The sequence below is a fragment of the Kocuria sp. genome, assembly GCF_030538595.1.
In the GTDB taxonomy this organism is placed as follows: domain Bacteria; phylum Actinomycetota; class Actinomycetes; order Actinomycetales; family Micrococcaceae; genus Kocuria.
Genome location: NZ_JAUNTS010000010.1, coordinates 118,493 through 130,599 on the forward strand (window position 1 = coordinate 118,493; position 12,107 = coordinate 130,599).

General features: G+C 62.6%; 9 protein-coding genes. 7 read left to right on the forward strand and 2 right to left on the reverse strand.

Translation table 11 applies throughout. The features are described 5' to 3' along the window. Window positions 1–24: 24 nt before the first annotated feature. The 6 genes from Q4G32_RS09800 (at window position 25) to Q4G32_RS09825 (ending at window position 6,986) form a co-directional block, all read left to right on the forward strand. The gene (locus Q4G32_RS09800; protein ID WP_303351047.1) at window positions 25–1,248 is read left to right on the forward strand and encodes an ABC transporter ATP-binding protein; all 1,224 of its coding nucleotides are present in this window, start codon (window positions 25–27) and stop codon (window positions 1,246–1,248) included. Next, window positions 1,245–2,018, forward strand: a complete 774-nt coding sequence (locus Q4G32_RS09805) for an ABC transporter permease (RefSeq protein ID WP_303351048.1) — start codon at window positions 1,245–1,247, stop codon at window positions 2,016–2,018. Before Q4G32_RS09800 ends, Q4G32_RS09805 begins: the two co-directional genes overlap by 4 nt. Next, a complete protein-coding gene (locus Q4G32_RS09810; RefSeq protein WP_303351049.1) occupies window positions 2,015–2,686 on the forward strand; it encodes an ABC transporter permease in 672 nt (223 codons plus the stop codon). Before Q4G32_RS09805 ends, Q4G32_RS09810 begins: the two co-directional genes overlap by 4 nt. A gap of 57 nt (window positions 2,687–2,743) precedes the next feature. Beyond that, window positions 2,744–3,820, forward strand: a complete 1,077-nt coding sequence (locus Q4G32_RS09815; protein ID WP_303351050.1) for an ABC transporter substrate-binding protein — start codon at window positions 2,744–2,746, stop codon at window positions 3,818–3,820. A gap of 402 nt (window positions 3,821–4,222) precedes the next feature. Further along, window positions 4,223–6,262 (forward strand): alpha-amylase family glycosyl hydrolase, encoded by a 2,040-nt coding sequence (locus Q4G32_RS09820; RefSeq protein WP_303351051.1) that lies wholly within the window; start codon window positions 4,223–4,225, stop codon window positions 6,260–6,262. Between the two features lie 103 nt (window positions 6,263–6,365). Further along, window positions 6,366–6,986 carry a superoxide dismutase gene (locus Q4G32_RS09825; protein WP_303351052.1) on the forward strand — a complete coding sequence of 207 codons (621 nt, stop codon included), beginning with the start codon at window positions 6,366–6,368 and terminating at the stop codon, window positions 6,984–6,986. Window positions 6,987–7,107: 121 nt separating this feature from the next. Here the strand turns inward: Q4G32_RS09825 and Q4G32_RS09830 are convergent, their stop codons facing one another. Continuing rightward, window positions 7,108–9,120, reverse strand: a complete 2,013-nt coding sequence (locus Q4G32_RS09830; RefSeq protein ID WP_303351054.1) for a sucrose-specific PTS transporter subunit IIBC — start codon at window positions 9,118–9,120, stop codon at window positions 7,108–7,110. Window positions 9,121–9,226: 106 nt separating this feature from the next. Further along, window positions 9,227–10,786, reverse strand: a complete 1,560-nt coding sequence (locus tag Q4G32_RS09835; RefSeq protein WP_303351056.1) for a glycoside hydrolase family 32 protein — start codon at window positions 10,784–10,786, stop codon at window positions 9,227–9,229. 265 nt (window positions 10,787–11,051) lie between these two features. Here Q4G32_RS09835 and Q4G32_RS09840 point away from each other — a divergent pair, with 265 nt between their 5' ends. Further along, complete coding sequence (locus Q4G32_RS09840; RefSeq protein WP_303351057.1) at window positions 11,052–12,035, forward strand: 2-hydroxyacid dehydrogenase; 984 nt, start codon at window positions 11,052–11,054, stop codon at window positions 12,033–12,035. The last annotated feature ends 72 nt before the right edge of the window (window positions 12,036–12,107 follow it).

The window sequence follows — 12,107 nt, forward strand, 5'->3', positions numbered from 1 at the left end:
CAATCGAGGTCAGGAAAACCTGCCATGGGCCAAAATGCCATCAGCTTCCGGAATGTGCGGAAGACCTACCCGGACGGGACCACCGCCGTAGATGATTTGAACCTGGATGTCCCGGAGGGTTCACTCACTGTGTTCGTGGGTCCATCAGGCTGTGGGAAAACCACCTCATTGCGGATGATCAACCGCATGGTGGAGCCCTCTGCGGGGCAGATCCACGTCAATGGCCAGGATGTCACCGCTGTACCGGCGGCCAAGTTGCGCCGCTCCATGGGGTATGTGATGCAGGCTTCCGGGTTACTGCCGCACAGAACGGTTTTGGAGAACATCACCACAGTGCCCAGACTGCTGGGCCACCCCAAGCGGGAGTCCAAGCAGCGGGCGGAGGAACTGCTGGAGACCATCGGGTTGGACCCGGCGTTGGGCTCGCGCTATCCCGCCCAGCTTTCCGGAGGCCAGCAGCAACGTGTGGGTGTGGCACGGGCGCTGGCCGCTGATCCTCCCATCCTGCTCATGGATGAACCCTTCTCCGCCGTGGATCCCGTGGTGCGCGCCGATCTGCAGCAGGAGTTGCTGGACCTCAAACAGCGATTGAACAAGACCATTGTGTTTGTTACCCATGACATGGATGAGGCCGTGTTACTGGGGGATCGTGTGGCCGTATTTGCAACCGGTGGCCGGCTGGCGCAGTACGCCTCCCCGGAGGAAGTTCTGCGGGCTCCTGCCGATCAGTTTGTTTCCGACTTTGTGGGCCGTGACCGCGGTTTCCGTGCACTGTCCTTTGACGCCCGGGACATCCCGGTGACGGGGGTGCTGACCCGCGATCCACAAGGGCGGATTGCGCAGTTGGGCGCCGGACGAGTGGGTTCGGGCGAGCCGCTGCAGGGGAGAGCTGATCTGGCGCGGGGGGTTGAGAGCAACGGGTGGATCCTGGAGGTGGACGCTGCCGGTGCGCCGGTGGGATGGGTGACCGCAGAGGCAGCCGCAGACGGGGCGGCAGGCACCAGTGGGGCCGCCGGTGCAGATGCGCAGTCCGGCCCGGATGCGCAACAGTCTCCCGGCTCCGTCTCCCAACGTGTGGGTGGTTCCCTGTATCGCCCCGGTGGATCATTGCGTGCTGCTTTGGACGCCGCCTTGTCCTCACCGTCCGGGCTGGCCGTTGCCGTGGATGAACGCGGACGTCTGCGCGGAGTTTTGCGCCCGCAGGACATCATGACCGCTATTGAACAGGCACGGGAGGCGCGGTCATGACGTGGCTTCCAGACAACGTTGACCTGGTGCTGAATCTGACGGGGACTCATCTGTTTCAGTCTGTGCTGCCCGTGGTGCTGGGCCTGCTGATCTCCATTCCGCTGGCGCGGATTGCCGCTGGTTCCAAACTGTTGCGACCGCTGATGGTCAACGGTGCGGCTTTGCTCTACACCATTCCCTCCCTGACCTTGTTTGTGCTGCTGCCCGTGATCTTGGGTACCCGGATCACGTCCGTGGTCAATGTGATCGTGGCATTGACCATCTATGTGGTGGCCATTTTGGTGCGTTCCTGCACGGATGCTTTTGCAGCCGTGGACCGTTCGGTTCTGCAGGCGGCCACCGCCGTGGGGTACACCCCGTGGCAACGGTTTTTCGCCGTGGAGTTGCCGCTGGCGGTGCCGGTCATGTTGGCCGGTGTGCGCACCGCGTTGGTGGCCAACATTTCCATGGTTTCGGTGGGTGCGGTGATCGGCATTCAGTCTTTGGGCACGTTGTTCACTGACGGTTTGCGCCGGTCCATCCCGGAGGAAATCGTGGTGGGCGTGGTGCTCACCGTGATTCTGGCGGTTGGTCTGGACCAGCTTCTGCGCCTGCTGGGCCACTACCTGACCCGCTGGCAGCGCATAGGCCGTATCCGGCGCACCGATCACAACGACGTCGCACCCCTCACCTCCGCCGATTCACCGCACCTTGACTCCACATCCCAGGATGGTGTCCCCGGCGCGGATGACTCCGCCCGGCGGATTGCAGCCACGGGAGGTGCCGCGTGAATCTCTTGGGGGGTATGTGGCAGTGGTTGACCGACCCTGTCAATTGGAGCGGCTCCGGGGCGATCCCATCTCGAATTGTGGAGCACATGGCCTATTCGGGGATCGTGATGGTGGTGACCATAGCCGTCGCCGTGCCGTTGGGGTTGTTGGTGGGGCACACCGGCCGGGGGGCCGGGGCCGTGCTCGGTATTTCCGGTGCGCTGCGTGCGTTGCCCACCTTGGGTCTGCTGACGTTGTTCTCTCCGCTGATGGGCCTGGGGTTGGTGCCGCCGTTGCTGGCGCTGGTGATTTTGGCCGTACCGCCCATTCTGAGTGCCACCTACGCCGGTGTGGCGGAGGTTTCGCCGGCCACCAAGGACGCTGCCAAGGCGCAGGGCATGACACCCATGCAGGTTTTGACCCGCGTGGAGATTCCGTTGGCGTTGCCGGTTGCCATGGGCGGGGTGCGCAATGCGGCACTGCAGGTGATTGCCACAGCCACCGTGGCTGCCTACATCAACCTGGGGGGCTTGGGCCGTTACCTGATTGACGGTCTTGCCGTCCGTGATTACTCCCGCATGCTCGGTTCCGTGCTGTTGGTTGCGGTACTGGCGTTGGCCACGGATGCCGTGTTGGCTGGAGTGCAACGTGCCGCCACTTCCCCCGGGATGCGCAGCGCCCCGCACTGAACCACTGATCTCAACAACCACCCAGATCCCACCGTCAGATCACCACAGGAGAGCACCATGAAAGCCACCCTCCACAACTCCGCCCGGCCTCGAACAAACAAGCGGCTCAACTCAGAACACCAGCTCAATTCCGGCCATCAGTCGAGTACGGGCAGCCGCGCCGTCGTGGACGAGCAACCCGGTTCGGCCAAGCGTCGTTTCCTGGGCGCGGGTGGATGGCGGGGTGCAGCTCTGCCCGTTGCGGTGGTTGGTCTGCTGACGTTGAGCGCCTGCGGTGGTTCCGATCCGTTGAATGATTCGGGCTCCACCTCCGGCGGGGACGGCACCGTGACGGTGGGCTCCGCGGATTTCCCGGAGTCCCAGATCATTGCCGAGCTGTACGCGGGTGTATTGCGGGACGCCGGGATTGAAGCATCTACCGAGAGCGGTATTGGTGCACGTGAAGCCTATATTGGTGCGCTTGAGGATGGCTCCGTTGACCTGGTTCCGGACTACTCCGGCAATTTGCTGCTCTATGTGGACCCGGAATCGGGGGCGGCTTCTGAAGAAGAGATCATGGACGCTCTGCCGGATGCTCTGCCGGACGGTTTGAGTGTTCTGGACCCCTCTGAGGCGCAGAACAAGGACGCCATGGTGGTCACCCGGGAGACCGCGGATGAGTATTCGCTGACCAGCATCACGGACATGGCGGAGGTGTGCGACCAACTGGTGATCGCCGGCCCGCCGGAGTTCCGTGAACGCGCCTACGGGCTGCCCGGCCTGGAAGCCAAGTACAACTGCGTGCCAGAATCCTTTGAGCCCATTAACGACGCCGGTGGCAGCCTGACCGTTGATGCTCTGACCCGCGGAGACGTGGACGTGGTGGACATTTTCACCACTACGCCTGCGATCAAGCAGCAAGATTTGGTGGTCTTGGAGGATCCGGAGAACAACTTCATTGCCCAGCAAGTGGTTCCCTTGGCGGCATCAGATCGGCTGCCGGACGGTGCGGAGGAAGCCCTCAATGAGTTTTCCGCCAAACTGACCACGCGGGATCTGATTGAACTCAATCAGTCCGTATCCGGTGATGGTTCGGTCAACCCGCAACAGGCCGCCCGTGATTGGCTGGCCGCCAACGGGTACGACAACGCCTGAGCCCTTTCCCACAGCCTGTGGAGAACTGTGTGGACAAGGCTGTGGATCGGTGTGGATGTCCTGTGGACCGGGGATTTGTAGACGTTTACGTGGACAAATCCCCGGTCTTGGGGAAGCTCATGTGCGCTGCTCACAGGCCAACCTGCAAAAACCAGACTGCTTCACTAAGATGAGCCACAATCAGGCAGTTGGAAGCCCGTTCCGTGATAGTGGATGGGCTCGGTGTACCCGGGGCACCCCGGTGTACTCAGGGAAAGCTGTCCCGAATAAAGATCATCTCGGAGTCAATGACGATCCTGAGCTCGGTACGCCGCAAAGTAGTGTGCATTGCTTTGCGGCCGGTTCCAGGGAGTCACGATTACCACCAACGCGCAGTATGAGGCCGCCGCTGATTCGTTCAGCGTGAGCTACCTCCTACCCCAACCAGGTTCCGAGGACCAGGAGAACGCGCGCAGCCACTCAGCCGCTTTGCGCCGCCAGGTGGAGGACTTGGCTGCCTTGTCCGCTCTGCCGGGTAGTGACTCTGAGCCGTCCGAGCACCCTTCCCTGGACAACCTGCTGGAGATCGCACTGACTCGGTTGCAGCAGGTCGACCTTGATGACTTGGGGCAGCGTGCTGAGTTTCAACGCCGCCTGGACCGTCACTTGGAGCCGTTGATCCGCTCCCTCAGCCAGCTCTATGGGGCACACGTGGCCCCGGATGAGCTGGGGCGGGTGATTGGTGACCTGGGTTCGTTGCTGGCCAACTCCTGGCTGGCGCGTTCAGATTATCTGCGGGGCATGGATTCGGATCGGGAGCACCTGGCTCCCTGGTGGAACTCACGGCACGCCGTAGTGGCCGCGTGCTACGCGGACCGTTGGGCCGGGGGCTTTCAGGGCATCCGGGAACGGATTCCCTACCTCAAAGATCTTGGCGTCACCCACCTGCGCTTACTGCCCCCATTCCTGGCATCCGAATCGTTTGACGACGGCGGATTTTCCGTTGCCTCCTACCGTTCCAGCAACCCTCGGATGGGAACCATCACGGAGCTGGCTGATCTGGGCGAGTATCTGCAGGAGAACGGCATCTCCCTCATGTTGGACGTGGTGCTCTCCCGCACGGCGCCGGATCATCCGTGGGCCAATGCGGCCGCTCGCCATAATTCGTTTTTTGAAGAGTTCTACCGCATTCAACCGGATGGCCCCACGGGGGATGCCTCGCAACGTTCTGTCTGGGCACAGGGACCGGCTTGGGAACGTGTGGTGCCTACGGACCCCGGTGATCGACGTCGTGTGCGGACCTCCGAACACGCACACCAGTGGGATTTGGACTGGACTAACCCGCGGGTATTCCTGGCCATGGCCGGGGAAATGCTGCACGTGGCGGGGCTGGGTGCCCAAGTGCTGCGTGTGGGTTCCCCCTGGCACCTGTGGGGTGCGGTGCCGGGGAACCCGGATGTGCTGGGCAGCGGACGCCAGGTATTGCGTGCGTTGGCCAACGTGCTGCAGATTGTGGCGCCCTCCGTGGTCTTGGAATCCAATGACCCCGCGGAGCTACGGGTTGCCGGGGGCGGAATTCATGTGGCCGAGGGTTTGGACCGGGCAGCGCTGATCTGGAGTTCCATCGCCACCCGGGATGCCTCCCTGCTGACACAGGAGATCCGAAGCCACGGCGGTCCTGTTGCCGGCAAGGGCTATTTGCAGCCGGTGCGTAATCACGATGCTTTGCAGTGGTCTTTTTCCGATGACGTTGTCATTGCGGCCGGGCTGAACCCGGATGCGCACCGGCGGTTCTTGGGCGAGTTCTATTCAGGCCGCTATGAAGGTTCTTTTGCCGCCAACCCCGCTGTCCCTTCACGTTCCGGGCGTATCGGTGCAGCTGTATGTGGAACGGCAGCTTCCTTGGCCGGTGTGCGCCATGAAGCAGGCCCGGGAGCAGACCGGGTGTTGTTGGCCCATGCGGTGGCCTTCTCTCTGGGAGGTGTCCCGGAACTGTGGCTCGGTGATGAACTCGGTGTCCTGGACGACCCTCTGTGGTCCCTGGAGCCCGGGCATGAAACCGATCCTCGGTGGTCCCACCGTCCCCGGGTGGAAGCCAGCGTGATTGACTCCCGTCATGACCTGTTCTCCGTATCCGGGCGGCTCTACGGTTCCATCCGGCGCATGCTTCAGATCCGCGCCGGCGCACCGGAGTTTGACGGGCAGACGGTAATTGACTTTGACACCCGCAACGAACCTGTCCTGGGTTACCAGCGGCCCGGAAGCGACGGCAGTGTGGTGTTGTGCCTGGCAAACTTCTCTGACTGGGGTCAATACGTGACCGGTGAAACACTCTCCGGATTCCAGTCGCGGGCCACGTTGCTCCAGGAAGACACCACCGTGGACCTGCGCAACGGGGTGCTGTTGGAGGCCCACGGCTGGGTATGGATCCGCTGTATCCCGCGCCGGGCACAGCGCAGCTGAGGCGTTGTGTGACACCACCTCCGCTGGTGGCGGAACGGCCTTGACCTTTGGGGTCTGAACTCGTTTGGATTGAAGAGTCAGATTTCCACAGGAAGGCTTTGATATGGCTGAGAAGTTTGTTCTCCCCGAGCTCGATTACGACTACGCCGCACTTGAGCCCCACATCTCCGCGCGCATCATGGAGCTTCACCACTCCAAGCACCACAACACCTACGTGACCGGTGCCAACACTGCGTTGGAGAAGATGGAGGAGGCCCGCGCCAACGGCGATGCTGCCGGTGCCGCCAAGCTCTCCAAGGACCTCCAGTTCAACCTGGGTGGCCACATCAACCACTCCGTGTTCTGGAAGAACATGTCCCCGGACGGCGGCGGACGCCCCGATGGCGAACTGGCTTCCGCCATTGATGACGCCTTTGGCTCCTTTGACAACTTCCAGGCGCAGTTCACCGCCGTTGCCACCACCATTCAGGGCTCCGGCTGGGCCATCCTGGCCTACGAACCCATTGGTGGCCACCTGGTGATCGAACAGATGTATGACCAGCAGAACGGTGTGCCCGTGGCCACCATCCCGCTGCTGCAGCTGGACATGTGGGAGCACGCCTTCTACCTGGACTACCAGAACGTCAAGCCGGATTACGTCAAGGCCTGGTGGAACGTGGTCAACTGGGCAGACGTTGCACAGCGCTTGGAGAAGGCCCGTTCCGGAGCAGCCTCCATCATCTGATCGGTTGATCTTGCCGCGGAGCCTCATTGGTTGAGCTTTCCGTGACAGCACAGAGCCCGGGTGTCCTGATGGACTCCCGGGCTCTGTGCTGTTCTGAGGCGTTCCCCACCGAACCCGTGGTTCAGTCCACGACTTCTGCCGGCTTGGGTGTGGCCTCCAGGAAGTGTGCGCCAGTCGCGATCTGACCCGGGGTGAAGGTGGTCTCCACACCGGCCAGTTTCTTGGCGTTGCTGACGACGACGGGCGTGGTGAGGTCGTACCCGGCAGCTGCAACCGCCTCCCAATCGACCTCCGCCAAGGTGTCTCCACGGCGGACTTCTTGGCCCTTGACCACCTTGGGTGTGAAGTGCTCGCCCTGCAGTTTCACGGTGTCCATTCCGATGTGAATCAGCACGTCAACACCGCTTTCGGAGCGGAGAGCGTAGGCGTGGGCGGTGGGGAAGGCCACCACCACCTTGCCGTCCACGGGGGAGACCACTGGGCCGTCGCTGGGGATGATCGCCCCGCCGGGGCCGAGCATTCCGGAGGCGAAGGTTTCGTCCTTGACTTGGTCCAGAGCGATGGCCTGGCCGTTGACGGGGGCTGCCACTACGTAGTCGAAGGCCGCTTCCTCCGGAATCTCCACGTGAGCGGGGGCAGGAGCATGCTGGTCTTCGGCGTCCAGTGCAGCAGCCTCGGCGGCGGCTTCCTGGTCCTCCAAATTGTCCTCACCGGTGGTTCCGGCGATCGAGGCACGGCCCCGGGTGGAGCCGTAGATCAACGCAGCGGTGAAGGCGATGGCAAATGTGATGGCCATGATCACCAGATACATCGGGATGTCCGTGGGGCGGATGGACACAAAACCAACAAGGCCAGCGGCACCCAGTGCCATGGCGCGCACATCAAAGATGGCCACCAACGTGGCACCGATGGCTGCGGCACCAATGCCCAGGAAGAACGGCCAGCGCAAGCGCAAGTTCACACCAAAGATGGCGGGCTCCGTGATGCCGAACAGTGCCGAGGCTGACGACGCACCGGAGATGCCCTTGAGCTTGGCGTCCCGGGCGCGCAGGAACACCGCCAGACACACCGCACCCTGAGCTACGTTGGCCATGGTGGCGATCGGGAAGATGAAAGAACCACCCTCCGCGATCAGCGGCAATTCCACTGCCGGGAACGATTGGTGCAGGCCGGTGACCACAATCGGGGAGTACAGCAAACCGAAGATCAAACCACCGAACGGGTTGGCTGATTCGTAGAGCCAGGACAGCCCGTCCGTGATGCCAGTGGACAGGGTGCGCGTCAACGGACCCACGATGATGAAGGCCAGGAATCCCGTGATCAGCATGGTGAACAGCGGGGTCAGCAGGAAGTCCGCGGTGCCCTTGAAGATCTTGTGGAAGCGCTTCTCAATGAACACCAGCAGCCAGGAGACGAACAGCACCGGAATGACCTGAGCCTGGTAACCCACCTGCTCCACGGTCAGGCCGAACAGATGCCAGGCGGGGATGGCCTCGCCAGCTTCGATCATGGCACCGTAGTCGTAGGCGTTGACCAGGCTCGGGCTGACCATGGCGGCACCCATGGCGGCACCCAGGTACACGTTGCCACCAAAGCGTTTGACCGCGGAGAAAGCGATCAGTACCGGAAGGAAGGCGAAAGCCGCTGCCGAGATCATGTTGATGAGCTCGGCGTAGTCGGCTATGGCTGGGACCATTTCGACGACGGACTGCTCACCAAACAGGTTCGGTGCGGTGAGCACGTTGTTGATGGCCATCATCAGACCACCGGCAATCAGCGCCGGGAGGATCGGGACAAAGATGTCCGCGATGGTCTTGATCAGGCGAATGACCGGATTGTCCTTCTCCGCAGCAACCTGCTTGGCTTCATCCTTGCTGACTTCGCGGACTCCACCTTTGGAGATCATCTCTCCGTAAACAAGGTCCACATCGCCGGGGCCGATGATGATCTGGTACATGCCGCCGGCCAGAAAGGTGCCTTTGACATCGGCGTCGTCGTCAAGGGCCTTCTGGTCCACTTTGTCCTGGTCAGCGAGAACCAAGCGCAGTCGGGTGGCGCAGTGCGCCGCTGCGTTGATGTTCTCCGGCCCTCCGACGGCGGCGAGGACCCGAGTGGCCACTTGTGAGTGATCCATGTGGTACTTTCCCCTGTTCTCCCGGGGTCTGACTGGTGCGGTCCCGGGTGTGATGGTTGTGGTGGAAGGTGGTGCGCAGGGCGGCTATTTGCTGCGGGTGCTCGGTTCAGTCGTCTGTGAAGCTGACTGCGCTGAGCCAATCGATGTGGATTCCGGAGGCTGACTGCAGGCTCACCGCAAAGTCCTCTGCGTCCAGGTAGCTGCGCATGGTGAAGGACAGTGCGCCGTCGTCCAGGAACAGTTCGGTAACGGAACGGTCGTGGAGTAGCTCAACCGTCAGCGTGGAAGGTGGGGGCCCGGCGGGGGCCATCTCCGGCGCGGACGCTGCGGCAGGCAGTGTGACGGTGCGGTGATTGCCGTGCGGATACCTTGTGGTGGAACGGTCCACGGTCATGGTGCTCCCGGTGAAGTGGAAGTCCACGTGACGGGAGGAGGTGCCCAATCGAAGGTGCCAGGAGGCCTCCTCCGGATCTGTGTTCTGTGGATTCGCGGCACTGGGGGTCACCTGAAACTTCAGGGCAAATGACCGACTGTTGTGCAGTGCGGGGATCACTGCGTCCTTGGGGCCCACGCTGCCCGGAAGGCCCTGGGGCTGATCGGTCAGAAGATCGGTGGCTGTAGCGGTGTCCAGAATCGGGGTCTGTACCAGCCGACCGTCACGGACCTGAAGCTTGCGGATCACGCTGAGGGTGTGCACCCAGTTGTGCTCCATGGAGGGTTGGTCGTCCTCGGAGGCATTGCCAACCCAGCCGGTGATCAGCGTGGGGCCACCGTGGCCGGGCTCGTGAGCAAAGGCTTGCGGGGCGTAAAACTCAAAACCCCGGTCCAGCTCGTAGAAGTCCCCGGTGTCCACCAGGGAGGTTCCCTCCAAGCGGCCGATCACGTAGCAGGTGGGGAAGATGTTCTTGAAACCCTCCCGTTGCGGAGTGATGCCTTGAGGGCAAAACACCAGGACGTCGTGGACCTTCTCACCGGAGACATCCGGGACGCGGATCAGGGATGGGCACTCCCACATGTACCCAAAACGGTCGTACAGCCCGGCAGCATCCGGGAACTGCAGTTCACCCTCGAATTCCCAGCTCATCAGGTCGGGGGAACGGTAGAGCAGGGCGCAGCCGGTCAGGTCCTGGCGCTGGGCGCCCAGACACATGCGGAAGGTGCCGTCGTCGTCGCGCCAGACTTGCGGATCACGGACGTGCTCCGTGTAGCCCGGGGGAGGTGAGGGGATCAGGGGATTGGCGGGCTCCTTGGTGAACGTGACCATGTCCGTGGACGTGACCAGACATTGGTGGGTGTCCCGCTCTTGTTCGGAGGGTCGCACATTGCCCGTGTAGAACAGGTGCACCGTGCCGTTGTGGCTGATGGCATTGCCGGAGTAGGCGCCGTTGATGTCGTACCAGGAGTCCGGGATGATCGCTGGCTCCTGACTCTCCCAGTGAGTCAAATCTGTGGATGTACTGTGCCCCCAGTAGACCAACTTCCGGCGACCGTGGAACGGGCTGAACTGGTAGAACGCGTGGTAAACGCCTTGGTGCACCATCAGACCATTGGGGTCATTGAGGCGGCCCACGGGCGGCGCCACGTGGAACAACGGGTAGTCGGGATCCTCCTGCGCACGGGAGCCTGCAATCGCCTCCAGCGCAAGCGCTCGCAAACTCTGGTTCACCCGTTGCCCCTCTGTGTGCTCGCCCGCTCTTCCTAGTGAGGATAGAGAAGCACATCAGGGCTGGTGGGGCGGTTGCCGACTGTTGCGGGTCGGGACACCTGCACACAGTCCCGCGTCATCACCTCCGCTTGGGAGCGTCGTCGTATTTCCAGGTTTAGTGGCCCCCCAACGGGCACGGGGGCTGAGGTGACAGACTGGAGGGGAACGTGCCGGGCAGAGCCGCCTGGCATGAACGCTCGTCAGAGCAGATCAGAAAGGTGATCCCATGCCATCGTTCCTATTCACGGCCCCGCTGCCCGGTCCCGCGGAGGAGATGCTGCGTGAAGCTGGGGAGGTGGAGATCGGTCACGGCTACGGGCCGGAGGAACTGAAGGAAGTGGCCCACAGCGGCCGCTATGACGTTTTGATCACCCAACTGTCCGACCAGGTCAGCGCCGATGTGCTCAATGGATCGTCGCTGAAGGGGGTGGCGAACTTTGGCGTGGGATTCAACAATATTGACGTCGCAGCCGCTACCGCCAATGGGATTTTTGTGGGCAATACCCCGGACGTACTTTCTGATGCCACGGCGAACACCGCCATGTTGCTTCTGTTGGCCGCCGCGCGCCGCGCTCATGAAGGGGAAACCATGGTGCGCTCCGGTGAGTTCACGGGGCTGACCCCGGAGCTGTTGCTGGGCGCGGACATCAGCGGGACTCGCCTGGGCATCGCGGGCTTTGGCCGGATCGGCAAGGCCATGGCTCGCCGTGCGCTGGGCTTTGGCATGGAAGTGGTGTTCGTTCAGCGCCCACCGCAGGACCGCCCGGTCAACGACGACGAACTGGGTGACCTGGCAGGCAAGGTCACCCAGGTTTCGTGGGATGAGCTGCTGGAAACCTCCGACCACATCTCCCTGCATGTGCCGCTGACTCCGGACACCAAGCATTTGATCGGGGCCGAGGAGCTGGGACGCATGAAGTCCACGGCCGTGCTGGTTAACACCGCGCGTGGCCCGGTGATTGATGAACAAGCCCTGGTCACCGCGCTGCGCAACGGGACCATTGAAGCCGCCGGCCTGGATGTTTACGAGAATGAGCCTGCCTTGGCTGATGGCCTGGCCGATCTGCCCAACACTTTCCTGCTGCCGCACATCGGTTCGGCCGAACGGGCCACCCGTGCTCGGATGGGGGAAATGTGTGCGGAAAACGCCCTGGCTATGGCCCGCGGTGAGGTGCCGCCATATGCGGTCAACCCGGAAGCGGCTCGCTGACCCCACACCCCCTGCTGCTGCCGAGCGTCCGAGTTTGGTCGTTTCCAAGCCCTGGAAACGACCAAACTCGGA